The organism is Pseudomonas sp. XP1, assembly GCF_053557675.1.
Map to the genome: position 1 here is coordinate 16810 of NZ_JBNRIJ010000037.1, position 24797 is coordinate 41606.

Genomic DNA, 24797 nt, shown 5'->3' on the forward strand with positions numbered 1-24797 from the left:
TTATGACGCCTGTGTTACATGTCAGGGCAAGCCATGGCGCATGGCTTCTGGCATTCTCCGAGCAGGAATTGTTCATGTCGAGACACATTTGGACACTTTCACGAACGCGCGCGAAGGGGTAGGCTTCGCGTTCATTTCGCCAGCACCTCAGAAAATGCTTCAACAATTCCTGCAGGATTTCGGCTACTTCGCCCTTTTTCTAGGCACCTTCTTCGAAGGCGAGACCATCCTGGTGCTTGCGGGATTCCTTGCGTTCCGCGGTTACATGGACATCAACCTGGTGTGCCTGGTGGCTTTTTTCGGCAGCTATGCCGGCGACCAGCTGTGGTACTTCATGGGCCGACGCCACGGGCGCAGGATACTGGCACGCAAACCGCGCTGGCAGGCGATGGGTGACCGGGCGCTGGACCACATCCGTCGCCACCCCGACATCTGGGTACTGAGTTTCCGCTTCGTCTATGGCCTGCGCACGGTCATGCCGGTGGCCATTGGCCTGTCCGGCTACCCGCCACGCCGCTATCTGCTGCTGAATGGTCTTGGCGCGGCCATCTGGGCAGTGGCACTGGGCGCGGCCGCGTATCACTTCGGCGCCATTCTCGAAGGCCTGCTGGGCAACGTGAAGCGCTACGAGCTATGGGTGCTCGGTGGCCTGTTGGCGTTGGGCGGCCTGCTGTGGCTGCGTCGGCGCTTCCGCACGTTGCGCGCGGAGCGCAAGGCGGCGGGCAAGGCCCAGCCCCCAGAGGCTGAGCAAGCTGTAAACAACGAGCAGCAACCAGGCCAGCGGCACGACCACCGCTAGGCCCAGTGCGCCTGCCAGGTACAGCGCCGGCGCATTCGCCAGCAGCCGTAACAGCTCCAGGCGCACGGCCCATGGTCGGTTCTCCAGCAGCGCGCCAAGCACGAACAAGCCAAACGCCATCAGCGCCCAGCCGAGCACCAGGGCGGCAGTTGGCACGCGATCGGCCACCTCCATCAGATAGCTGCCCAGCGCCACGTAACCCACGAATTGCGCCGCCACATAGGCCTGCTGCGCACGGCCCAGGGCAACCGCGAACTTGCGAAACAACGCCAGGTCCTGCTTGGCCTGCGGGTAGTGTGCGGCCACATCGGCCGGCCGCCAGCCGGTGGGCATGAACCAGATTCGCAGTTTGTCCCACGGGCTGTCGGCACGTCGGGCGTCGTGCCAGAGCTGAGCATAGAACTGCAGGTTTGCCCACAGCGGGTTCCAGCTGGCCAGCGGCGTGGTCACCCCGAACACCACCGGCTCGGCCGGGTCTTCCTCTTTGAAGGTGCCGAACAGACGATCCCAGAGAATGAACACGCCGCCGTAATTGCGATCCAAGTAAGCAGGATTTTGCGCATGGTGGACGCGATGGTTGGATGGCGTGATCAACACCCACTCGAGCCAGCCCAGCTTGGGAATATGCCGGGTATGCACCCAGAACTGGTACAGCAGGTTGAGCGACGCCACCGTGATGAAAACCAGCGGCGGCACACCGAGCATCGCCAGCGGCAGGTAGAACAGCCACGAGAAGATGAACCCGCTGCTGGTCTGCCGCAGCGCCGTGGTGAGGTTGTATTCCTCGCTCTGGTGATGCACCGAGTGCGCAGCCCACAGCACGTTGCGCTCGTGGCCCAGACGATGCAGCCAGTAGTAGCAGAAGTCGTACAACACAAAAGCCAGCAGCCACACCCACCAGGCCTGCGGCGGCAGGCGCAGCAACGCCATGTGCTCGAACACCAGGGCATAGGTCACCAGCCCCACCCCTTTGGTCAGCAACCCGGTACTGGTCGACAGCGCACCGGTGCTGAGGCTGTTGATCGAGTCGGCCAGGGTGAAGTTGCGCTGGCCGCGCACACGGTCGGCCAGCAGTTCGACGGCGATCAGCACGAAGAAGAACGGCACGGCCAGCAGGATCAGGTCCATGGGTACGACCTCAGGCGTTGTTCGCCAAGATTAGGCCGCGCTTGCAGGAATCCCTATGGCTACATCTGCCAAACTAGAGGACATTTAGCGCCTCGACACTGGAGTAAAAAGCATGACAAAAAAAGTAGCGGTGATTCTTTCCGGCTGCGGCGTTTATGACGGCGCCGAAATCCACGAAAGCGTGATCACCCTGCTGCGCCTCGACCAGCGTGGTGCGCAGGTGCAGTGCTTCGCGCCGAACATTGCGCAGATGCACGTGATCAACCACCTGACTGGCGAGGAAATGCCCGAATCGCGCAATGTACTGGTGGAGTCGGCGCGCATTGCCCGCGGTGAGGTCAAGGACATCCGCGAAGCCAAGGCCGAAGACTTCGACGCATTGATCGTGCCAGGCGGTTTCGGGGCGGCGAAGAACCTGTCCAACTTTGCCGTGGAAGGCGCCAACTGCAGCGTCCACCCAGATGTGCTGGCCCTGGCCGAAGCCTTTGCCGATGCCTGCAAGCCGGTTGGCCTGATCTGCATCTCGCCGGCGCTGGCAGCGAAGATCTATGGCCCTGGCGTGGTCTGCACCATCGGTACCGAAGCTGGCACTGCGGCGGCCGTGACGAAGATGGGTGGCACTCATGAAGAGTGCGATGTCCACGATATTGTCGAGGACACCCAGCGCAAGCTGGTGACCACCCCGGCGTACATGGAGGCCAAGTCGATCAGTGAAGCGGCTGGCGGGATCTACAAGCTGGTGGATCGGGTGCTGGAGCTGACGCACGAGTAACGGGTGCAAGATTCAGAATCTGACGCGGGCCCCGTGGGAGCGGCCTTGTGTCGCGAAAGGGCCGCAGCGCGGCCCCGGCAATTTATGCGGCGAAGCTGAAATCCTGGGGCCGCAGCGCGGCCCCGGCAATTTATGCGGCGAAGCTGAAATCCTGGGGCCGCTTCGCGGCCCTTTCGCGACACAAGGCCGCTCCCACACGTCGTGTCCATACCGCCAGCCGGGTCGCTTCAGGGTTTGGACAACCGGGCAATGATCCGGTCCAGCGCATTGGCAAATGCCTGTTTCTCGCGCTCGCCATAAGGCGCCTGCCCTCCCCCCACCTGGCCCTGCTCGCGCAGCTCGGTGAACAGGTTGCGTGCCGCCAGCCGATCCCCCATGTTGCGCTCGTCGAACTCTCGCCCGCGCGGGTCCAGTGCCGCCACGCCCTTTTTCACCAGGCGATCGGCCAACGGCACATCACTGCAGATCACCAGCTCGCCAGGCACGGCGTGCTCCACCAGGTAATCGTCGGCCGCGTCCATGCCGCTGGGCACCACGATCAGGCGCACGATCGCGAACGCCGGCTTGGCCACAGCCTGGCCCGCCACCATCACTACCTCGAACTTGCGCTTGAGGGCGAACTTGACGATCAGATCCTTGGCCGCCTTGGGGCAGGCGTCGGCATCGATCCACACACGCATCGGAAAACCTCGCAATCAGCTTGAGGCCGCCATCATGCCTCAAGCGCAACGAAAGCTGCAGCGCCACCCAAGCCCGCTGGAAAAATGGCGTCAATATTTCAATTGCCGCTTATCCGACCCCGCTACTCAGGCTACACTCGCCACAGCTCCGCTGGCCTGCCCGAGTGCGCAATGAACCACCCCCACGAAATCCGCCCCGACCTGGACGAAGGCATCGACCGCAAGGTCCTGGCGACATTGCGTGCGCGCTTCCTGCGGCTCAACCAGGGCCGGCTGCAGCGGGCCCTGGAGGGCCTGTCGACGCGCCAGCAACAGGTGCTGACGCTGCTGCCGCTGCTGTTTCATGTGAACCATCCGTTACTGCCGGGATATGTCTCCGGCAGCACCCCCGCAGGCGTATCGGGCTACGAGCCAAGCGCCGACCTGGTAGTCGAGGCCCAGCGCCTTGCCCGCTCCTTCACCTACAAGGCCCGCCATGGCAACCCGCCACAGCCCATCCACGGCCTGTTCCTGATGGGCAGCCTGGGCTCGCTGGCGCAAGCCGAGCAAAGCGACATGGACCTGTGGGTGTGCCATGCGCCCGGCCTGGCCGACGAGCTGCTGGGTGAACTGCGCCGCAAATGCCAGTTGCTGGAGGCATGGGCGGAAAGCCTGGGTGCCGAGGCACACTTCTTCCTGATCGACACGCAAGGTTTCGCCCAGGGCCAACGCGAGGGCCAGCTCGGTTCCGACGATTGCGGTACCACCCAGCACTACCTGCTGCTGGACGAGTTCTACCGCACTACTATCTGGCTGGCCGGGCGCACACCACTGTGGTGGCTGGTGCCGGTCTACCAGGAGCACGATTACCACGCCTATACCCAGACACTGCTGTCCAAACGTTTCATTCGCAGCCAGGACGCCCTCGACCTCGGCAACCTGGCGCACATTCCGCCCGGCGAGTTCGTCGGCGCTGGCTTGTGGCAACTGTTCAAAGGCATCGACTCGCCCTACAAGTCGCTGCTCAAGCTGCTGTTGACCGAGGCCTATGCCAGCGAACACCCCGCCGTACGCTGCCTGAGCCTGGACTACAAGCAAGCAGTGTTCGCCAACCAGCTCGACCTCGACGAGCTGGACCCCTACGTGATGGTGTACCGGCGCATCGAGCATTACCTGCTGCAGCGTGGCGAACACACGCGCCTGGAGCTGGTGCGGCGCAGCCTGTACCTGAAGGTGAACAAGAAACTCAGCGACCCGGCCCGGGCCAATGGCTGGCAGCGCCGGCTGTTGCAGCGCCTGGCCGACGAGTGGGGCTGGGACGAGCGCCAGTTGGCCCTGCTGGACAGTCGCAACCAATGGAAAGTGCAGCAGGTTGCCGTCGAGCGCCGTGAACTGGTGGCCGAACTGAACCACAGCTATCGCTTCCTCAGCGAATTCGCCCGCACCCAGAACGCCAGCAGCCGCGCCGACCAGCGCGATCTGAATGTGCTGGGCCGACGCCTTTATGCGGCCTTCGAGCGCCGCGCCGGCAAGGTCGAAGTGATCAACCCCGGCATCGCCCCAGACCTGGCCGAGGACACCCTGACCCTGGTCCAGGCGCCTAACCGCAGGGAGCCCGGCAGCTACCACTGGGAGCTATACACCGGCAACCTGAGCCCCCATGAGGTGGACCACTTCAGCCCGCTCAAGCGTTGCCGCGAGCTGCTCGAACTGCTGACCTGGGCCCACCGCAACGGGGTGATCGACAGCAGCACGCGCCTGGCGCTACACCCAGGCGTCAGCGACCTCAGCGAATTCGAGCTGTTCAACCTGGTCGGCTGCCTGCAGCAGAGCATTCCCCTGCCCTTGCCGACCGTCAGCGAGGTGCGCCTGCTGCAACCCAGCGTTGCCGAAGAGGTGCTACTGCTGGTCAACGTAGCCATCGACCCGCTGCGCCACCACCGCGACCTGAACATTCTGATGACCACCGAGCGTACCGACTCGCTGAGCTATGCAGGCGTGCGCGAAAACCTTGTCCTGACTCTGGACCAAGTCACGCTCAACAGCTGGAACGAGGTACTGGTCCAGCGCTATGACGGCGAGCACGCGCTGGTGCGCTGCCTGCGCGACTTCCTCAACAGCCCCGTGCTGCGCGGCCACAGACCGAGGGTGCGGGTGCGCTGCTTCTGCCAGAGCCGCGCCCAGGCCATCGGCCAACGCGTTGAGGAAATCTTCGACACAGTGCAGCTGCTGCTGGATCAGGGCCTGAACCACCGCTACCTGCTGCAGGTGGCCCAGCACACCCATGTGCTGGAGCTGCTGGCCGGGCATGTCAACCTCACCACCCTGGCCGAGCACGAGGCACTACTGGAGCATCTGGGCGAAGAGCGTAGCGCTTACAGCCCGCTGTACCTGGATGCCAACGCCCTGCAGGACCACGACCTGCACCTGGTGCTGGAGCAGGGCCGGCCGGCCTGCATCCAGGTGTTCTACCGCCTGCAGGGGGGCTGGGCCGAGCTTTACGTGCTGGATGAATACAACGCCCTGTGGCAGCAACGCCTGCCGCTGCACAATGAAGCCCACCTGCTGTTGCCGCTGCAGCGTTTTCTGCGCTCGGTGGTGATGCGCCGTGATGCCCGGCTGCCGCTGGAGACCCAGCGAGCGGCCTCACTGGACATCCACTACGCGCAACTGTTGCCCTCCGGGCCAGGCAAGGCGCGCAGCATCGAGCCGCGCCAGGCTCCCGTCGAGGGTAGCGACCAGCCCTACTATGAAGTGCAGGCGATCATCCAAGCCGGGGTGGCGGGCGCGGCGCACGTGACGCTGTATTGCGACCAGCAGGAGTTTTCCGAACTGGAGCATGGTGAACAGCTGTATGCGGTGGTGGCCCGGCAGATCATCGGGCAGCGACGTGGCTCAGGGCAGTACCGCTGCTACATCACTGACCTGGATTTGTCCGAGTTGCTGGATGACCAGCTGGGGTCGACGCAGCTGTACCTGCGCTACAAGCGGGAGCTGGAGCAGGCCTTGAACGAGGGGTTGGAGCAAGTCTTGGCGGTGGGATCCTGAATTCGCAGCACAAGGCTGCTCCTACAGGTTGAAATGAGCTCTCTTGTAGGAGCAGCCTTGTGCTGCGAATGGGCCGCAAAGCGGCCCCTGGCCCTTACAGATCGAAATCGCCCGCCGCTTCCGGTTGATATTCCACTTCCAGCAGCTTCAGCTTGAGGGTCTTGCCCCCCGGGGCCGGCCAGTCGATCTGCTCGCCCACCGACAACCCCAGCAAGGCGCAACCAATCGGCGCCAGGATCGAGACGTTGCCTTCCTGCCCGGCATCCTTCGGATACACCAGGGTCAGGTGGTAGTCCTTGCCGCTGGCTTCTTCACGGCAGTGCACGCGCGAGTTCATGGTCACCACGCCAGCCGGAACTTCCTCGTGACCGACCACCTGCTCGGCGCGGTCAAGCTCGTCCTGCAGGGCGAGCACACCCGGCGTACTCTCGTCGAGGCTGTCGATCAGACGCTCCAGACGTTGTACGTCCAATCGGGTGAGGATGAGGGAAGGCTTGGTACTCATGATCCAGTCAGACTCCTTTGAACAGGCGATTTTCATCATGCAGATAAAGCAAAACCCCGCCCAAGGGCGGGGTTTGTGATGGCTTTGGCGTCACCGACGCAGAACCCGACGTTACCACAGCCGGGTAAATACTCAAGCCCCTTCGATCAGTGTGCCTTAGCCTGGTCGCGCAGGACCTGAGCCTCGCGGCAAATCTGCCGACGCCGTTCGTCATCGGCCGAACGCCATTCGCGGATGTGCTCGACATGCCGGTGGCAACCCGTGCAGACACGCTGTTCGTCCAGCCGGCAAATGCTGATGCAGGGCGATGGCACTGCGGGGCTGACGTTGCTGTAGAGCGGTTTGGGCGGACGGGCCGGCGTACTGCTCATGTCAGATCTCGTCGAAGTCCAGCTTCTCGCCGGCCCGTTCCCAGACGATGCGCTCGAGCATTTCGCCCAGCAATTCCTCGCTCTTTTCGCACACCCACTTGCCGCTGTCTTCGTCGTAGTCGAAGTGGAAACCGCCGGAGCGGTCGGCCAGCCACAGCTGGCGCAGCGGCTCCTGGCGGCTGAAGATCAACTGGGCGCCGCCTTCGAACTTGACGGTGAGGACGCCGGCGGAGTTCTCCATGTCCAGGTCCAGGCCGCTCTCGTCGAACAGGTCCTCCAGGGCCTGTTGGGTCGCGTCGACCAGATCATGGAAACGCGCTTCACTCAAACTCATTGCAGGAACCTCGAAATTGGCTGCGTTACAGGCAAGCCCGGCAAGATACGGGCGCTTGCCGCCGAATGCAAAGGTTTAGCCGCTACCTTCACTTGCCCCTTCGCGGCTAAAGCCGCTCCTACAAGGATTGCGCACGGCCTGAGGCGAATGCAGTACCCGGTAGGAGCAGCCTTGTGCTGCGAAGAGGCCAGTAAGGCAACGGATATTCTTCAGCAGTAACGGCCTCTGCAGCACAAGGCTGCTCCTACAAGCCGCGAAAGGGCCCTTGCACGCGGTAAGAATAGCCCGCCCGGCGGGCCGGCCCTTGCATAGGCAAGCCGCCGGTCGCTCGGTATACTCGGGCGCAATACTGCATATTTCTAAGGATTTCACCCATGAAGCGCCTGATTTCCTCCCTCGCGGCGCTGGTCGCTGTTGCCTGTCTCGTTTCGGCCTGCGGCCAGAAAGGCCCGCTGTATCTGCCAGAAGACGGCGATAACGGCAAAGCGCACAAGTCGCACCAGCACCAGCCAAAAGCCAAGCCGGCCCCGGTACAAGAGCAGCAGCCAGAGCCCGAGCTCGAGCCCGAGCAGTCGCCAGCGCAGTAAGGAAACCAGATGAACGCTTTCAACTACCGCGACGGCGAGCTGTTCGCGGAAGGCGTGGGCCTGGCGGCCATCGCCGAACGCTACGGCACCCCGACCTACGTGTACTCGCGCGCCCACATCGAGGCCCAGTACCGTAGCTACGCCGACGCCCTGCAAGGCACCGAGCACCTGGTGTGCTTCGCGGTCAAGGCCAACTCCAACCTCGGCGTGCTGAACGTGCTGGCGCGCCTGGGCTCAGGCTTCGACATCGTCTCTGGCGGTGAGCTGGAGCGCGTGCTGGCCGCAGGCGGCCGTGCCGACCGCGTGGTGTTCTCCGGCGTCGGCAAGACCCGCGACGACATGCGCCGTGCCCTGGAAGTCGGTGTGCACTGCTTCAACGTCGAATCCACCGACGAACTGGAGCGCCTGCAAGTGGTGGCCGCCGAGATGGGCAAGGTTGCCCCGGTCTCGCTGCGGGTCAACCCAGATGTCGACGCTGGCACTCACCCGTACATCTCCACCGGCCTGAAAGAGAACAAGTTCGGCATCGCCATCGCCGATGCCGAGGCCATCTACGTGCGCGCCGCGCAGCTGCCGAACCTGGAAGTGGTCGGTGTCGACTGCCACATCGGTTCGCAACTGACCACCGTCGAGCCTTTCCTCGATGCCCTCGACCGCCTGCTGGTGTTGGTCGACCGCCTGGCCGAGTGTGGCATCCACCTGCGCCACCTGGACCTGGGTGGCGGTGTCGGCGTGCGTTACCGCGATGAGGAGCCACCGCTGGTGGCCGAGTACATCAAGGCCATCCGCGAGCGCGTCGGCGACCGCGACCTCGCCCTGGTGTTCGAGCCGGGCCGCTACATCGTGGCCAACGCCGGCGTCCTGCTTACCCGCGTGGAATACCTCAAGCACACCGAGCACAAGGACTTCGCCATCATCGATGCGGCGATGAACGACCTGATCCGCCCGGCCCTGTACCAGGCCTGGATGGGCGTCAGCCCGGTCAAGCCACGCACAGGCGAAGGCCGTGCCTACGACCTGGTCGGCCCGATCTGCGAGACTGGCGACTTCCTCGGCAAGGACCGCGTGCTGAACCTGGCAGAAGGTGACCTGCTGGCCGTACAGTCCGCGGGCGCCTATGGTTTTGTCATGAGCTCCAACTACAACACCCGTGGCCGTTGCGCTGAAATCCTGGTCGACGGCGACCAGGCCTTCGAAGTACGCCGCCGCGAGACCATCGCCGAATTGTACGCTGGCGAAAGCCTGCTGCCGGAGTAAGCCCATGCTGCTGCGTTTTACCAAGATGCATGGGCTGGGCAACGACTTCATGGTCCTCGACCTGGTCAGCCAGCACGCGCACATTCAGCCCAAGCACGCCAAGCAATGGGGTGACCGCCACACCGGCATCGGCTTCGACCAGTTGCTGATCGTCGAGGCGCCGAACAACCCGGAAGTGGATTTCCGCTACCGCATCTTCAATGCCGACGGTTCCGAGGTCGAGCAGTGCGGCAACGGTGCGCGCTGCTTCGCCCGCTTCGTGCTGGACAAGCGCCTGACCGCAAAAAAGCGGATCCGCGTGGAAACCAAGAGCGGCATCATCGAACTGGACGTGCAGAACGACGGCCAGGTCAGTGTCGACATGGGCCCGCCGCGCTTCAACCCTGCCGAAATCCCCTTCGTCGCCGACGAGCAGGCGCTGAGCTACCCACTGGAAGTCGACGGCCAGGTGCATTCGATTGCCGCCCTGTCCATGGGTAACCCGCATGCCGTACTGCGTGTCGACGACGTGCGTACCGCCCCTGTGCACCAGCTGGGCCCGAAGATCGAGAACCACCCACGCTTCCCGCAGCGGGTAAATGCCGGCTTCCTCCAGGTCATCGACCGCCACCGCGCCAACCTGCGTGTATGGGAGCGTGGTGCGGGCGAAACCCAGGCCTGCGGCACCGGTGCCTGCGCCGCCGCCGTGGCGGCGATCAGCCAGGGCTGGATGGACTCCCCAGTGTCCCTCGACCTGCCTGGAGGCCGCCTGCACATCGAATGGTCCGGCCCCGGCAAGCCCGTGCTGATGACCGGCCCGGCCGTACGCGTCTACGAAGGACAGGTTCGTCTCTAAGCGAGTAACCGCCATGACCGATCAGCCCCAGGTTGTACCCAAGCAGTCCGCCGAGCTCGATGCCGAAGCGGTGGTCGCCTACCTGCGCGCCCATCCCACCTTCTTCGCCGAACACGACGAGCTGCTGATCGAACAGCGCATCCCGCACCAGCGGGGCGACAGCGTGTCGCTGGTGGAGCGCCAGCTCAAGCTGCTGCGCGACCGCAACATCGAGATGCGCCACCGCCTGTCGCAACTGATGGACGTGGCCCGCGACAACGACCGGCTGTTCGACAAGACCCGCCGGCTGATCCTCGACCTGCTCGACGCCGGCAGCCTGGAAGAAGTGGTGATGGCAGTCGAAGACAGCCTGCGCCAGGAATTCCAGGTGCCCTTCGTCAGCCTGATCCTGTTCGGCGAAAATGTCGCGCCGGTCGGGCGCTGGGTGAGCAACGCCGAAGCGCAGCAGGCCATCGGGGCCCTGCTGGGCGGCGGCAAGACGGTCAGCGGCAACTTGCGCGAGCACGAGCTGGCCTTCCTGTTCGGTGAAGAACAGCGCCGGGAGGTAGGCTCCAGCGCCGTGGCTGCCCTGGAATACCAGGGCCTGCACGGGGTGCTGGCGATCGGCAGCCGCGACCCGCAACACTACAAGAGCAGCGTCGGTACCCTGTTCCTTGGCTACATTGCCGAGGTACTTGGCCGCGTTGTCCCACGCGTTACCCAGACTCTGCGCCCGGTACGCTGATGGAACACCAGCTGGAGGCTTATTGCGCACACCTGCGCAACGAGCGCCAGGTGTCCGAGCACACCCTGCTGGGCTACCGTCGCGACCTGGACAAGGTGGTTGCATACTGCAAGGAGCACGGCATTGCCGGTTGGCAGGCGCTGCAAATTCAGCAGCTGCGCCAGCTGATCGCCCGCCAGCACCATCACGGCCAGTCCTCGCGCAGCCTGGCCCGGCTGCTGTCGGCGGTGCGTGGCCTGTACCGCTACCTCAACCGTGAAGGCCTGTGTCAGCACGACCCGGCCAGCGGTCTGAGCGCGCCCAAGGGCGAACGCCGGCTGCCAAAGGTGCTGGACACCGACCGCGCCCTGCAACTGCTCGATGGCGGTGTCGACGATGACTTCATCGCCCGTCGCGACCAGGCTATCCTTGAACTGTTCTATTCGTCGGGCCTGCGCCTGTCCGAACTGACCAACCTCGACCTCGATCACCTCGACCTCGCCGCCGGCCTGGTGCAGGTGCTGGGCAAGGGCGGCAAGGCCCGCGTGCTGCCGGTCGGCCGCAAGGCCCGCGAAGCCTTGCAGGCCTGGTACCGCCTGCGCGGCATCGGCAACCCACGCGACCGTGCAGTGTTCATCACCCGTCAGGGCAACCGCATCAGCACACGCGCCGTCCAGCAACGGGTGAAGGCGGCTGGTGAGCGCGAGCTGGGCCAGCACCTGCACCCACACATGCTTCGCCACTCCTTCGCCAGCCACGTGCTGGAGTCGTCCCAGGACCTGCGCGCGGTGCAGGAGATGCTCGGCCACGCCGACATCGGCACCACGCAGATCTATACCCACCTGGACTTCCAGCATCTGGCCGCGGTGTACGACAGCGCCCACCCTCGGGCCAAACGCAGCAAAGGCACAGACTCATGAGCATCAAGCTGATCACCTTCGACCTCGACGACACCCTGTGGGATACCGCGCCGGTAATTGCCAGCGCGGAAGTCGTGTTGCGCGACTGGCTCGAAGCCAACGCCCCAATCCTTGGCGGCGTGCCGGTGGAGCACCTGTTCGCCATCCGCGAGCGCCTGGTGCAAGCCGAACCCGGCCTGAAGCACCGCATCAGCGCCCTGCGCCGACGCGTGCTGTTCCATGCCCTGGAAGAAGTCGGCTACAGCGAAAAGCATGCGCAGGAGCTGGCCAACGAAGGTTTCGAAGTATTCCTGCATGCCCGCCACCAGGTGGAGATTTTCCCGGAGGTTCAGCCGGTGCTGGAGATCCTGCGCCATCACTACACCTTGGGCGTGGTCACCAACGGCAATGCCGACGTGAGCCGGCTGGGGCTGGCGGACTATTTCCGCTTTGCCCTGTGTGCCGAGGACCTCGGCATCGGCAAGCCGGACCCGGCGCCGTTCCTCGAAGCCCTGCGCCGCGGCGACGTAGAGGCCAGCGCGGCGGTGCACATCGGTGACCACCCGGGCGATGACATCGCCGGCGCCCAGCGTGCCGGGCTGCGCGCGGTGTGGTTCAACCCGCAGGGCAAGCCTTGGGTAGGCGAGCAGGCGCCGGATGCCGAGATCCAGCGCCTGTCGCAGTTGCCCGACATCCTCGCACGCTGGCGCTGACAGGGGCCGGCCCATTCGCGGGTAAACCCGCTCCCACAGGTTCACCACTGCCCTCAGGTCCTGCGCCGTCCCTGTGGAAGCGGGTTCACCCGCGAAGAGGCCGGCACAGGCAACCCATAACCCGCAGACACAAAAAAGCCCGCAGCGACGGCGGGCTTTTTTAGATCAGCCACTCAGATAGGGCGGCTGCCGTACTTGTTGTCCGGCTTCTTGGGCGGGTCGGCGACCACGTTGGCCTCGACTTCCTGAACCTTGCCGCCGCGAGCGAGGAACTCTTCCATGGCCTTGGCCAGGGCGTCACGCTCCTTCTGCTTGGCTTCCATGCTCGGCATTTCGTCTACCGAGACTGCGGCCTTGGATTTGCCCTTGGCAGCGGGTGCCGGGCTGCTGTCGTCATCGCCAGCGTCTTCGGCGCCGTCATCAGCTGCCGCTTCGAGGCCTTCATCGCCCTCGTCTTCGTCGCCTACTTCGAGGTCATCATTTTCCAGATCGTCGTCGCTCATGTTCTACCTCATGACTTGCGAAAAGCAGGTTAGTTATAGACCAGTGCAGCCGTAGACCGGCAGCCACCAGTGAAAATTCAACTGGCCGTGGGTTAGGCCACTGCCCTAGGGTCGGCGCTCCTGATGGGAGGCGGCACCCAGCAGGCCCTGCTCCTGGCAGGACCTGACAAATCCTTTAGCCCCTGCTGGCCACACGCTATTGGCAAGCCTAGCAAAGGCTGGCGAAGCGTGTGGACTACTCGTCAAACACCCTTCGGCGCGCATTCTAGCGCGCCAGCAGAAAAAGCAAAGCACCATGAATGCTCTGCGTTTTGTAAGATTTCCGCCTACGTCGCGAACGTGTCGAATAAACCGTTTGCCGTGCGGGAAATGCTAAAAATCTGGCAAAAAAATGCCCGGCAAGCCGGGCAAGTTTTTACCGCGTCGCAGTTACAGGTTGTAGCCGCGCTCGTTGTGCTGAGCCAGGTCGAGGCCGACCGACTCTTCTTCTTCGCTGACCCGCAGGCCCATCACCAAATCCAGCACCTTGAGGATCACGTAGGTGACGATGGCGGTGTAGACCACGGTGAAGATCACGCCCTTGGCCTGGATCCAGACCTGCATGCCGATGTCGGTGACGGTACCGAAGCCGCCCAGCGCCGGGGCTGCGAACACACCGGTGAGGATGGCGCCGATGATACCGCCGATGCCGTGTACGCCGAACGCATCCAGCGAGTCGTCATAGCCCAGCTTGCGCTTGAGGCTGGTGGCGCAGAAGTAGCAGACCACACCCGAAACCAGGCCGATCACCAGGGCGCCCATGGGCCCTACGGTACCGGCAGCCGGGGTGATGGCGACCAGGCCGGCGACCACACCCGAAGCGATGCCCAGGGCGCTCGGTTTACCGTGGCCGATCCACTCGGCGAACATCCAGCCCAGGGCCGCGGCGGCGGTGGCGATCTGGGTCACCAGCATGGCCATGCCGGCGGTGCCGTTGGCGGCAGCGGCAGAGCCTGCGTTGAAGCCGAACCAGCCGATCCACAGCATGGCCGCGCCCATCAGGGTGTAGCCCAGGTTGTGCGGGGCCATCGGGGTGGTCGGGTAGCCCTTGCGCTTGCCCAGCACCAGGCAGCAGACCAGGCCAGCGATACCGGCGTTGATGTGCACCACGGTGCCGCCGGCGAAGTCCAGCACGCCCCAGTCCCACATCAGTGCACCGTCACCGCTCCAGACCATGTGCGCGATCGGTGCGTAGACCAGGGTGAACCAGATGCCCATGAACACCAGCATCGCGGAGAACTTCATGCGCTCGGCGAAGGCACCGACGATCAACGCCGGGGTGATGATGGCGAATGTCATCTGGAAGGTGATGAATACCGCTTCAGGGAACAGCGCGGCAGCCGAGGTCAGGTTCGAGGGCGTGACACCGGTGAGGAACGCCTTGGAGAACCCGCCAACGAAAGAATTGAAGTTGAGCACGCCCTTTTCCATACCAGTGGTATCGAAGGCCATGCTGTAGCCGTAGACGACCCAGAGAATGCTCATCAGGCCAGTGATCGCAAAGCACTGCATCATCACTGACAGTACGTTCTTGGAACGCACCATGCCGCCATAGAACAGGGCCAGGCCGGGAATGGTCATGAACAGCACCAGCGCCGTTGCGGTCAGCATCCAGGCGGTGTCGCCGGAGTTCAGCGCTGGGGCAGCTTCCTCGGCCAGGGCAAGCCCGGGCATTACGAGGGACAATAGGGCTCCTAGCCCTGCGATCTTACGCAGAGTCATGTTGTTTTCTCCTGGGGCGTTGGGTTTGGTGAGGCTTTGTTGCTGCTTAGATCGCGTCGGTATCGGTTTCGCCGGTACGGATACGGATCGCCTGCTCCAGATTCACCACGAAAATCTTGCCGTCACCGATCTTGCCGGTGTTGGCTGCCTTGGTGATGGCTTCGATTACCCGATCAAGGTCCTTGTCATCGATGGCGACATCGATCTTCACCTTGGGCAGGAAATCGACCACGTATTCAGCACCGCGATACAGCTCGGTGTGGCCCTTCTGCCGACCGAAGCCTTTGACTTCGGTGACGGTGATGCCCTGCACGCCGATTTCCGACAGCGACTCGCGCACGTCGTCCAGCTTGAACGGCTTGATGATGGCTGTGACTAGCTTCATGAAACTCTCTCCCGATTTGGTGGACTTGCCCCAGGAAAACAAACCCGTCTCAAGTCTAAGCGCAGCGGTTGGCTTTGTAACGCGTCGTCGGCATCCGGCTCCGCGTGCGCACTGCCTGGTCACAAGGAACTGCATCAGTGCATGGCTCGCACTGGTCTTTGCAGAAACCTTGCCAGTTCCGTCAAAGCGCCAGAAAACAGTGAGTTATGTGAATCAGTCGGGATTGGCCAGTCGCCAGCATGGGAAACATGCACAATTTCGGTGCGCTCCGATGTGGCGCATTGCTCGAAAAACGTGCAACTGCGTTGCGAGGGCGAATGACTATTTTGGGCGCGGCCTTGAGCAATCAAGAGCCAGGTTCGCCCGTGCTACACTGCCGGCAATTTCCCAGTATCAGTGGACAGCCCCATGCTCGCGCCCAAAGCCCTTCTAGATGCCCTGAGCGACCAGGCCTCGCGCCTGTTCAGCAGCGATACAGCCCAGCCCCGTGCCGAACTGGAAAGCCAGTTCAAGCTGCTGATGCAAGGTGCCTTCAGCAAGCTGGACCTGGTCAGCCGCGAAGAATTCGATAGCCAGATGGTTGTGCTGGCGCGCACCCGCGCACGCCTCGAGGCATTGGAAAAACAAGTAGCCGAGCTGGAAGCCCGGCTTGATCCGACCCAACAGGATGAGTGAATGCATCCCTCCAGCGCTTACTCGGTATTGTTGTTTTCCTACGGCACCCTGCAGGACAAGGCCGTGCAACTGGCCAACTTCGGCCGCGAACTGAGCGGGCAGGCCGACCGCATGCTGGGCTACCGCCAGGACTGGGTCGAGATCACCGACCCGGCCGTGCTGGCAGCCAGCGGCAAGTCCCATCACCCTATCGTTACCCCCAGCAACCAGGCCGACGACAGCGTGGCCGGCATGGTCTTCCAGATCAGCGAAGAAGAGCTGGCGGCAGCGGACCGCTATGAAGTCGCCGACTACAAGCGCGTGGCCGTCACCCTCGCTTCGGGCCTGACCGCCTGGGTTTATGTCCGCGCCTGAGTTCTTCGGGCGTGCAGCAGGCACGAACCCAACGGGGTAAGAATGCAATGGGCAACCCCTGCCTGAAAAACTAGGACGCACACTTCTTGCGCCGACCCGGGCCGCCGTCGCTATGCTTGCAAAGCCGCAGGAAGCGGCCCTGTTCAGCGACAACGGAGCGTCCATGTCCCTAGCCCTCGTCCACAGCCGCGCCCAGGTGGGCGTGCAGGCACCGGCGGTCAGCGTCGAAACCCACCTGGCCAACGGTTTGCCCCATCTCACTCTGGTCGGCCTGCCGGAAACCACGGTCAAAGAGAGCAAGGACCGAGTGCGCAGCGCCATCGTCAACTCCGGTTTGAACTACCCGCAGCGGCGCATCACCCAGAACCTCGCCCCCGCCGACCTACCCAAGGATGGCGGGCGCTATGACTTGGCCATTGCTCTGGGCATCCTCGCCGCCGATGGCCAGGTGCCCGCAGCTACCCTTGCCGAGGTCGAATGCCTGGGCGAACTGGCGCTGTCTGGCAAATTGCGCCCGGTGCAGGGCGTGCTGCCCGCGGCACTGGCGGCACGCGAAGCAGGCCGGGCGCTGGTGGTGCCACGGGAGAATGCCGAAGAAGCCAGCCTGGCAGGCGGGCTGGTGGTGTATGCGGTGGGGCACCTGCTGGAACTGGTCGCCCACCTGAACGGCCAGGTGCCGTTGCCGCCGTATGCCGCCAACGGCCTGATCCTGCAGCAACGCCCGTATCCGGACCTGAGCGAGGTGCAGGGCCAACTGGCGGCCAAGCGCGCCCTGTTGCTGGCGGCGGCCGGGGCGCACAACCTGTTGTTCACCGGGCCTCCCGGTACCGGCAAGACCTTGCTCGCCAGCCGCCTGCCGGGGCTGCTGCCACCGCTGGACGAGCACGAGGCACTGGAAGTGGCGGCGATCCAGTCGGTCAGCGGCCACACGCCTCTGAGTAGCTGGCCGCAGCGGCCTTTTCGCCATCCACACCACTCCGCCTCCGGCCCGGCACTGGTCGGCGGCAGCAGCCGGCCACAACCGGGCGAAATCACCTTGGCCCACCATGGCGTGTTGTTTCTGGATGAACTACCGGAGTTCGAGCGGCGCGTGCTGGAAGTGTTGCGCGAGCCTCTGGAGTCGGGCGAGATCGTGATTGCCCGGGCCCGCGACAAGGTGCGTTTCCCCGCACGTTTCCAGCTGGTGGCGGCAATGAACCCCTGCCCCTGCGGCTACCTGGGCGACCCCACTGGCCGCTGCCGCTGCAGTACCGAGCAGATCGCGCGGTATCGCAACAAGCTGTCCGGGCCATTGCTGGACCGTATAGACCTGCACCTGACGGTTGCCCGGGAGAGCACCACGCTGAACAACCAGCCCTGCGGCGAGACCAGTGCCGATGTGGCAGCCAAGGTAGCCGAGGCACGTGAACTGCAACAGCGGCGGCAAGGGTGTGCGAATGCTTTTCTCGACCTTGAGGGGTTGCGCCGCCACTGTGGGTTGGCAGCGGCGGACCAGGCCTGGCTGGAGGGGGCATGTGAACGGCTGACCCTATCGTTGCGCGCAGCACACCGGTTGCTGAAGGTGGCGCGGACGTTGGCGGATCTGGAAGGTAGCCAGGCAATTGGCCGGGCGCATCTGGCCGAGTCCCTGCAGTACCGGCCGGGGAGCAGTTAGATTGCCGGGGCTGCTTTGCAGCCTATCGCCGGCAAGCCAGCTCTCACACCGAATACATCGGCCCAAAGCCTGTGCAGTCCCTGTAGGAGCGGGCAAGCCCGCGAAGGGGCCGGGACAGGAATACCTCACTGGCTGCCCACCAAAGCATCCTCAACCACCTTCAGCAGCACCTCTTCGGAAAATGGCTTGCCCAGGCAGACCAGCGCCCCAAGCGCCATCGCCGCCCGCACCGTTCCTTCATCCAAATGCGCCGACATGCAAATCACCGGCAAACGCCACCCCAGCCGGGCCAGTTCGCGCTGCACCGCCAGCCCGCTCATCCCGGGCATCCTCAGGTCGAGCAGCACGCACCCCGCCTGTCGCGCCAGTGCCGAGGCCAGGAACAGGTCCCCTGCAGCAAACGACAAGGTCTCGAAGCCTGCCGAACGCAGCAGGTTGGCCAGGCTTTTGCGCACCGACGCATCGTCGTCGACGATGCACACCGCTCTGCTCATGCGCCGCCCAGACCCTCACGCCGCGCCCCGATGACGTTGTGCATGGCCACCAGCTCCAGCAGCGAGCGGGACTGCATCTTGTTCATGATGTTCTTCTTGTGCACCTTGGTCGTCACTTCGCTGGTGCCGATCTGCTTGGCGATCTGCTTGTGCGACAGGCCGCCAACCACCAGCGAGAACACCTGCCGTTCGCGTTGGGTCAGGCGCTGGTACTTTTCCTCGACCTGCCGCGCATGGTGCCATCTGCGCCCTTCCGCCACGGCACGCGTGCGCACCGCTTGCAGCAGTGTCAGCAACTGGTCTTCGTCGAACGGTTTGGTCAGGAACTCCACGGCCCCGGCACGCATGGCCTGGACGGTCATCGGGATGGTGCCGAAGCCGGTCATGAATACGATCGGCCAGGGCAGCGCCAGCCGGCGCAGCGCGTCTTGTACCTCCAGGCCACTGGTATCGGGCAGATGCATATCCAGCAACAGGCAGGCACAGGGGGTTTCCAGGCGGGCCTCGAACAACGCCTCGGCACTGGCGAACAAATGATGCGGAATGTCCTGCGAGCGCAGCAGACGGCCCAAGGCCGTGCGCACCGACGGGTCGTCATCCACCACCAGCACCGGCACGTTCAAGTGCTCATCGAACAACTCGACAGTGTCGGCCACGGCGCACAACGGTGATTTGCCCAACGCCTCGCCAGGCACCTCGAGGCTGATCTCGGCAGCCAGGCGATAGCCCCGGCGCGGCACGGTCTGGATCAGGCCACGGTCGCCGAAGGCCTTGCGCAGCAAGGACACCTGCACCTGCAGGTTGTTGTCCTCGACCACCGTGCCGGCCCACACCTGACTGAACAGCTCGTCCTTGCCGACCACCCGGCCCTTGGCCTTGATCAGCGTCGCCAGCACCTCGAAGGCACGCCCGCCCAACAGGATCGGCTTGCCATCAACAAAGGCTTCGCGCCGCTCCAGCGACACCTGGGCATTACCTATTCGGATCATGGCTTCCTCGCGCGGGCATGGGCGTCTCCCAGCCCCGGGCAGCCTAGGCCAGCGTACGCCTTCAGACAATTATCCCGAGGGATAGGTTGGCCTGAGGACTATACAAAAGCCCGCCAGCCCCCAGGGGACGATAACGGACAACAGCGTGCCCGTTCCTGCCAAGCAGGCTGCAGGCCGCATCCATGCTGGGCCCGCTGCGTATACTCGCGCGTCAGGATGTTGCTAGCAGGGGTGCCTTATGCTCGATGAACGCCTTGCCAACAGGCCCATCGATTACGACCAGTCCATCGACGAGGGCTGGCTGAACCGGTGCGACATCAGCGCGCTGGGCCAGGAAGGTGAGCTCAGCTACTTCCGCCTGCGCGACCCTGCCACCCGCCAGGCCTGGATCGCCGTACGCGCCCCGCGCGAGGCCCCCGCCGCCTGCCAGCGCCTGGAACGTGACTACCGCCTGCAACTCGACCCGGAGTGGGCGGTGATCCCCTCGGCGTTCGTGCGTTCGGCCGAAGGCCCGCTACTGGTGTACCCGGCCGGCCGCTCCATCGCCGACCTTATCGCAGAAGGCCCAGCAGCCCTGACGCCGTTTCTCGAGATTGCGGTAAACGCGGCCACTGCCTTGGCCCAGGCCCACGAACGCAATGTGCTACACGGCGCGCTGCAGCCAGAACATGTGTGCCTGCACACCAACCAACGAGTGCGGCTGGGCTGCTTTCACGCCGACCCGGCGCAGCTGATCAGCGAACAGGGCACCGCGCTCGGCAACTGGGCGTACCTGGCGCCAGAACAGGTCTGCCCGCACGGCAGCAGCAGCGACCGACGCACCGACATCTATGCGCTGGGTGCGATCCTCTACCAGCTACTGCTGGGCGAACTGCCGCTAGCCGGACGCGACACCCAGCACTGGCGCCAGCTGCATGCGGGCGTGCAGCCACGAGCGGCCTGCGAAGTGGACAGCAATGTGCCGCAACCTCTCAGCCGGATCCTGGCCAAGGCCTTGGCCAAAGAGCCGGATGCCCGCTACCAGAGTGCCCGCGCCCTGGCGGTTGACCTGGCCCATTGCCAACGGCAATGGGCCGCCAGCAAATCCATGGAGGCCTTCGAGCCAGGCTGTGCCGACCCGGTCACGCCCGACCGCGCACGCCTGTATGGCCGCTGCGCCGAGCAGAAGGCCATCGCCCTGCTGCTCAAGGCCCTGCGCCGAGACAGCAAGCCACAAGCCCTGTTCATCACTGGGGCTACCGGCATGGGCAAGTCGAGCCTGGTCGAGGCAGCACTCAAGGCCAACGCCCAGGGTTACTGGGCCACCGGCAAATGCAATGGCGTTGCCCAGGCCGTGCCCTACGCGCCCTGGGTCGAGATTCTCGGCGCGCTGACCACCCAGTTGCTGGCCAAGAACAGCCAGGACCTCGACACCCTGCGCCGCGAGATGCTGCGCCGCATCAAAGGCCACGGCCGGCTGCTGGGCAAGCTGGCGCCAGACTTGCAACTGGTCCTCGGCCCCCTGCCCGAGTTGCCGGCCAAGCCCACGCGCCTGGCGCTGCAGAAGGAGCTGCGGGCGATCGTCGAGTTCCTGCAGGTGTTCAGCCGCCCCGGCCAGCCGCTGGTGCTGTTCTTCGATGACCTGCAGTGGGTCGACGACGCCAGCCAGCAACTGCTGGCGCAACTGCTGGCTCACGCGCCCGGCAATCTGTTGCTGATCTTTGCCCGGCGCAATGATGCCCCAGTCAGCAGTCCCCCCCTTGCCCTGCCCGCAGCGGTGCGCAGCACCACACTGAACCTGCGGCCCCTGCCGGTGGGCGCGGTGGCCGAGCTGATCGGCGAGCGCTACCACGTCGGCGTCGAGGACGCATTGCCGGTAGCCGAACTGGTGCACGAAAAGACGGCGGGCAACCCGTTCTTCATCAATCAGATTCTCCGGGCCCTGGTCGAGGACCAGCTGTTCACCTTCGATACCCAGGCCATGCGCTGGTCATGGTGCCTGAAGGCCGTGGCCCGCCACCGCTATTCCGACAATGTCGCCGACCTGATGATCCACCGCCTGGCGCGCCTGCCAGAGCCGCAGCGCAACCTGCTGCGGGTGGCTAGCGCGGCGGGCAGCCGCTGCGATGAACGCCTGCTTCAGCAGGTGCTCTCTCAAGTGCCCGGCGAACCGTTGAAAGCCTTGATTGGCGCGGGTTTCCTGCAATCGGGCCAGAACGGCCTGGGCTTCGCCCACGAGCGGGTGATGGAAGCCGCGTACGCTCTCACGCCCGCGCGCGAGCGTGCCAAGTTGCATGCACATATCGCCTTGGCCATGCGCAAGGCCTGGCCGGGGCGCCTGCACGAGGCACTGTTCGAGCTTGCCAACCAGCTTCAACGCGCCAGCCCATGCGGGTTTGCAGCGGATGACTGCGAAGCGTTCCTGCAGCTTTTACGCGAAGCCGCAGCACGCGCACGCGACAACGGCGCTTTCGAACAGACAGCTGACTACCTGCACACGGCCGAGCAGTTGCTGCACCACTGCGCAACGCTGGAAAGCCGCGCCACGCATGGCTTTGCCATCGCCTGCATGGCCACCGAATGCGACATGCAACTGTCGCGAATGATCGCGGCCGAGGCCCGCATCACTGAATGCCGCCAGCGCGCTCGCTCGGCGTTGGACCAGGCGCGGGTATGCCGCCTGCAGGCGCTGCTGTGCACCTTGCGCGGCGACTATCAGGCGGCCATCGACAGCGCCATATCCGGCCTGGACCTGCTGGGTATGAGCACGGTGCGAGGTGTCGACTGGCAACAGGTCGAGGCCAGTCATGCCCATGTACAGGCCTTGGTCGAACAGAAAGGCCGGCACTGCCTGGAGTCGCTGCAGCGCACCGATTCGGAGGAAGTGACAGTTGCCATCAGCCTGCTGGCCACCCTGTCGTCATCGTTTTTCGTGAAGGACGACATCTGCTTCCTGCACCTGGCCAAGCTCATGGAGCTGTCACTGCTGCACGGCGTCGCGCCGGGCAGCACCTATGGCATGGCCTGGTACGGGGTGATGATTGCCGAGCGCTTCGGCGCCTACCATGATGGCCATGCTTGCTGCCTGGCTGCGCTCAAACTGATAGAGCGGCACGGTTTCGACGCTGACTTGACCAGCGCGCTGCTGGCCCTGGACCAGGTCAGCGCCTGGACCTCGCCCATGGAGTTCGCCCGCCGCACCGCGCTGGATGCGGTTGACTCAGGGCGCGTGAGCGGTGACTTGGCGATGAGCTGCTATGCCTGCAACCACCTGGTTTCCGATTCGCTGTTCATGGGCCGCTACCTGCCGGACGTGGTGGAGGAACTGGCGCAAGGCCTGGCCACCGTGCGTCGCCACGGTTACCGCGACATCGAGCAGATCCTGCAGGCCCAGCAAGCGTTCATCGCCAAATTGAGCGGCACGCCCTCCCCGGCCTCGGCCACAGCCTCGAAATCGCCTACCACGCGATTCTTCCAGTACCTGATGGCCGGCATGGGCGACTTCTACCTGGGCGATATCCCGCAGGCCATGCGCAACCTTGCACTGGCCGGCGACAACACCTGGGCGGTACCAGCGCACATCAACCTGGCTGATTATCACCTGTTCCGCGGCCTGGCCCTGGGCAGCCCCGAGGCCATTGGCAGCCCTGCCGACAAACTGCGCGAGCTACGGGCCCTGCGCGAGCGCTTCGGCCGCTGGGCCGGCTTCAACCCGGCCACCTTCCGCAACAAGCTGTTGCTGATCGAAGGCGTGATCGCCAAGCTCGAAGGCGACGGCCTGGCCGCCATCCGCTGCTTCGACCAGGCACAGATCGCCGCCACCGCCGCCGGTTTCATCCACGAGCAGGCGCTGGCCCACGAACAGCTGGCCGAGGTATGTATCCCCAGCGGCCTGATCTCTGGCGCCAACCTGCACCTGCGCATCGCCCGCGACTGTTTCCATATCTGGGGTGCGACCGGCAAGGTGCACCAACTGGAGGCTTTGCATCCATTCCTGCGCACTCAGCCGATCCAGGAAAGCCACCGCGCCACCAACCAGGCCAAGCTCGACCTGGAAGCCGGCATCGAGGCAGCACGGGCGCTCTCCGAGGAAGTGCTGCTCGAAGGCCTGATCGAAACCCTGATGGGCCAACTGACGCAGCACTCCGGCGCCGATCACGGTGCGCTGCTGATCGTCAGCGGTGCCGAATTTCAGATGGCGGCCCTCGCCTACATTGACGACGCCGGGCTGCACGTGAGCATGGACGACTGCCAGAAGTTCATGACCCAGGCACCGCTGTCGATCATCAACGCCACCATGCGCACCAAGAAGCCCCTGGTGCTCAACGATGCCCAGAGCGATTGCCCCGAGGCCTTCCGCCAGCAGTTGCAGGCGCGCAAAGCCCGTTCGGTGCTATGCCTGCCGCTGGTGATCCAGGGCGTGCTGATCGGCCTGGTGTACCTGGAAAACCGCCTGGTACCGAACCTGTTCGGCAGCCAGCGCCTGGCCATGCTGGAAATCCTCGCCTCGCAGGCGGCAGTGTCGCTGCAAACCGCCAAGTTCTACACACGCCTGGCCGAAGACAACCAGACTCGCGCCCAGATGGAAGCCGAGTTGCGCCGCTCCCGCGCGGAGTTGGCGCGCACAGCGCACCTGCAGGTGATGAACGAGCTGTCCGCGTCCATCGCCCATGAGATCAGCCAGCCGCTGCTGGGCATAGCTTCCAACGCCGCTGCCAGCCTGCGCTGGCTGAAGCGAGCCAAGCCCGACCTGGAAGAGGCGATTGCTGGCCTGGAAGACATCCGCAACGACAGCGAACGGGCCGCCAACATCGTGCGTGCGCTGCGCTCACTGGCCAAGCAGTCGCCAATGCAACTCAAGGCGGTGAAGCTGGACGAACTGATCCGCGAAGTGGTGCGCCTGACCTCGGCCGATGCCGCCAAGGGCACGGTGGACGTGCAGACGCGGTTGCAGGCAGGGGTGAGCGTGATGGCCGACCCGGTGCAGTTGCAGCAGTTGGTGTTCAACCTGATTACCAATGGCCTGGAGGCGCTGGCGGGGTATCGCAGCGATGGGGTGCTGCGGATTGCGTTGGCGGTGGTCGGGGATGATGTGGAGGTCTGCGTGGACGACAACGGGCCGGGGATAGCTGCGGATGAGCGTGAGCGGGTGTTCGATGCGTTTCATACCACCAAGATCGGCGGCATGGGGATGGGTTTGGCAATCTGCAGCTCGGTGGTGCAGGCCCATGGAGGGGAGTTGCAGGCGCTGGTGTCGGAGCTGGGCGGGTGCCGGATTCGCTTTACGCTGCCTGTGAATCCTTCCTAAGCCTGTACCGGCCCTTTCGCGGGTGAACCCGCTCCCACAGGGAGAGTGCACAGCCTGAGAACTGCACGGTTCCTGTGGGAGCGGG

Annotated in this window: 22 protein-coding genes and 1 pseudogene; 13 read left to right on the forward strand and 10 right to left on the reverse strand. The window is 64.4% G+C overall.

Annotated features, from left to right (window positions below; genetic code table 11):
• Positions 1 to 154 precede the first annotated feature (154 nt).
• Complete coding sequence (locus tag ACK1U9_RS22395) at positions 155 to 799, forward strand: DedA family protein (RefSeq protein ID WP_181381645.1); 645 nt, start codon at positions 155 to 157, stop codon at positions 797 to 799.
• Between the two features lie 501 nt (positions 800 to 1300).
• Here ACK1U9_RS22395 and ACK1U9_RS22400 read toward each other — a convergent pair.
• Positions 1301 to 1927 (reverse strand): annotated as a pseudogene (locus ACK1U9_RS22400) (sterol desaturase family protein); the annotation flags it as partial.
• A 112-nt stretch (positions 1928 to 2039) separates the two neighbouring features.
• On the opposite strand from ACK1U9_RS22400, the gene elbB reads away from it, so the two are divergent.
• Positions 2040 to 2699, forward strand: coding sequence for an isoprenoid biosynthesis glyoxalase ElbB (gene elbB, locus ACK1U9_RS22405; RefSeq protein WP_449110195.1), 660 nt, complete (start codon positions 2040 to 2042; stop codon positions 2697 to 2699).
• Between the two features lie 227 nt (positions 2700 to 2926).
• Here the strand turns inward: elbB and ACK1U9_RS22410 are convergent, their stop codons facing one another.
• The gene (locus ACK1U9_RS22410) at positions 2927 to 3379 is read right to left on the reverse strand and encodes a YaiI/YqxD family protein (protein WP_013974739.1); all 453 of its coding nucleotides are present in this window, start codon (positions 3377 to 3379) and stop codon (positions 2927 to 2929) included.
• A gap of 171 nt (positions 3380 to 3550) precedes the next feature.
• Between ACK1U9_RS22410 and ACK1U9_RS22415 the strand changes: the two genes are divergently transcribed.
• A complete protein-coding gene (locus tag ACK1U9_RS22415; protein ID WP_449110196.1) occupies positions 3551 to 6406 on the forward strand; it encodes a class I adenylate cyclase in 2856 nt (951 codons plus the stop codon).
• A gap of 94 nt (positions 6407 to 6500) precedes the next feature.
• On the opposite strand, the gene rnk is transcribed toward ACK1U9_RS22415, so the two are convergent.
• From rnk to cyaY, 3 genes are all read right to left on the reverse strand, one after another.
• Entirely contained in the window at positions 6501 to 6911 is a 411-nt protein-coding gene (gene rnk, locus ACK1U9_RS22420; protein WP_108481292.1) for a nucleoside diphosphate kinase regulator, read from the reverse strand.
• A 146-nt stretch (positions 6912 to 7057) separates the two neighbouring features.
• On the reverse strand, positions 7058 to 7282 hold the full coding sequence (locus tag ACK1U9_RS22425; RefSeq protein WP_046613648.1) for a DUF1289 domain-containing protein: 225 nt from the start codon (positions 7280 to 7282) through the stop codon (positions 7058 to 7060).
• Position 7283: 1 nt separating this feature from the next.
• Entirely contained in the window at positions 7284 to 7616 is a 333-nt protein-coding gene (gene cyaY, locus ACK1U9_RS22430; protein ID WP_004575827.1) for an iron donor protein CyaY, read from the reverse strand.
• Between the two features lie 374 nt (positions 7617 to 7990).
• Between cyaY and lptM the strand changes: the two genes are divergently transcribed.
• The 6 genes from lptM to ACK1U9_RS22460 are packed head-to-tail and all read left to right on the forward strand — an operon-like array spanning position 7991 to position 12610.
• Positions 7991 to 8203, forward strand: a complete 213-nt coding sequence (gene lptM / locus ACK1U9_RS22435) for an LPS translocon maturation chaperone LptM (RefSeq protein WP_052970498.1) — start codon at positions 7991 to 7993, stop codon at positions 8201 to 8203.
• Between the two features lie 9 nt (positions 8204 to 8212).
• The gene (lysA, locus tag ACK1U9_RS22440; protein WP_046613649.1) at positions 8213 to 9460 is read left to right on the forward strand and encodes a diaminopimelate decarboxylase; all 1248 of its coding nucleotides are present in this window, start codon (positions 8213 to 8215) and stop codon (positions 9458 to 9460) included.
• Between the two features lie 4 nt (positions 9461 to 9464).
• Complete coding sequence (dapF, locus tag ACK1U9_RS22445; protein WP_085602253.1) at positions 9465 to 10295, forward strand: diaminopimelate epimerase; 831 nt, start codon at positions 9465 to 9467, stop codon at positions 10293 to 10295.
• Positions 10296 to 10308: 13 nt separating this feature from the next.
• The gene (locus ACK1U9_RS22450) at positions 10309 to 11019 is read left to right on the forward strand and encodes a DUF484 family protein (RefSeq protein WP_085602252.1); all 711 of its coding nucleotides are present in this window, start codon (positions 10309 to 10311) and stop codon (positions 11017 to 11019) included.
• Entirely contained in the window at positions 11019 to 11918 is a 900-nt protein-coding gene (gene xerC, locus ACK1U9_RS22455) for a tyrosine recombinase XerC (protein WP_108481293.1), read from the forward strand. Before ACK1U9_RS22450 ends, xerC begins: the two co-directional genes overlap by 1 nt.
• Complete coding sequence (locus ACK1U9_RS22460; RefSeq protein WP_108481294.1) at positions 11915 to 12610, forward strand: HAD family hydrolase; 696 nt, start codon at positions 11915 to 11917, stop codon at positions 12608 to 12610. The genes xerC and ACK1U9_RS22460 overlap by 4 nt, the downstream gene beginning before the upstream one ends.
• Positions 12611 to 12783: 173 nt before the next feature.
• Here ACK1U9_RS22460 and sutA read toward each other — a convergent pair whose 3' ends face one another.
• The 3 genes from sutA to glnK all read right to left on the reverse strand — a co-directional run bounded on the left by sutA (position 12784) and on the right by glnK (position 15259).
• A complete protein-coding gene (sutA, locus tag ACK1U9_RS22465; RefSeq protein WP_013974748.1) occupies positions 12784 to 13113 on the reverse strand; it encodes a transcriptional regulator SutA in 330 nt (109 codons plus the stop codon).
• A 429-nt stretch (positions 13114 to 13542) separates the two neighbouring features.
• Positions 13543 to 14874, reverse strand: coding sequence for an ammonium transporter (locus ACK1U9_RS22470; RefSeq protein WP_046613654.1), 1332 nt, complete (start codon positions 14872 to 14874; stop codon positions 13543 to 13545).
• 46 nt (positions 14875 to 14920) lie between these two features.
• Positions 14921 to 15259 carry a P-II family nitrogen regulator gene (glnK, locus tag ACK1U9_RS22475; RefSeq protein ID WP_002555808.1) on the reverse strand — a complete coding sequence of 113 codons (339 nt, stop codon included), beginning with the start codon at positions 15257 to 15259 and terminating at the stop codon, positions 14921 to 14923.
• Positions 15260 to 15667: 408 nt separating this feature from the next.
• Between glnK and ACK1U9_RS22480 the strand changes: the two genes are divergently transcribed.
• From ACK1U9_RS22480 to ACK1U9_RS22490, 3 genes are all read left to right on the forward strand, one after another.
• The gene (locus ACK1U9_RS22480; protein WP_085602249.1) at positions 15668 to 15934 is read left to right on the forward strand and encodes an accessory factor UbiK family protein; all 267 of its coding nucleotides are present in this window, start codon (positions 15668 to 15670) and stop codon (positions 15932 to 15934) included.
• On the forward strand, positions 15935 to 16288 hold the full coding sequence (locus ACK1U9_RS22485; RefSeq protein ID WP_108481295.1) for a gamma-glutamylcyclotransferase family protein: 354 nt from the start codon (positions 15935 to 15937) through the stop codon (positions 16286 to 16288).
• Between the two features lie 163 nt (positions 16289 to 16451).
• Positions 16452 to 17942: a YifB family Mg chelatase-like AAA ATPase gene (locus ACK1U9_RS22490; RefSeq protein WP_046613733.1), complete on the forward strand. Its 1491-nt coding sequence runs from the start codon at positions 16452 to 16454 to the stop codon at positions 17940 to 17942.
• 125 nt (positions 17943 to 18067) lie between these two features.
• Here ACK1U9_RS22490 and ACK1U9_RS22495 read toward each other — a convergent pair whose 3' ends face one another.
• Both ACK1U9_RS22495 and ACK1U9_RS22500 read right to left on the reverse strand, forming a co-directional pair.
• Positions 18068 to 18436 (reverse strand): response regulator transcription factor, encoded by a 369-nt coding sequence (locus tag ACK1U9_RS22495; protein WP_153670629.1) that lies wholly within the window; start codon positions 18434 to 18436, stop codon positions 18068 to 18070.
• The gene (locus ACK1U9_RS22500; protein ID WP_196174215.1) at positions 18433 to 19425 is read right to left on the reverse strand and encodes a response regulator; all 993 of its coding nucleotides are present in this window, start codon (positions 19423 to 19425) and stop codon (positions 18433 to 18435) included. Before ACK1U9_RS22500 ends, ACK1U9_RS22495 begins: the two co-directional genes overlap by 4 nt.
• A 238-nt stretch (positions 19426 to 19663) precedes the next feature.
• On the opposite strand from ACK1U9_RS22500, the gene ACK1U9_RS22505 reads away from it, so the two are divergent.
• Positions 19664 to 24712: a trifunctional serine/threonine-protein kinase/ATP-binding protein/sensor histidine kinase gene (locus ACK1U9_RS22505; protein ID WP_449110197.1), complete on the forward strand. Its 5049-nt coding sequence runs from the start codon at positions 19664 to 19666 to the stop codon at positions 24710 to 24712.
• Positions 24713 to 24797: the final 85 nt, after the last annotated feature.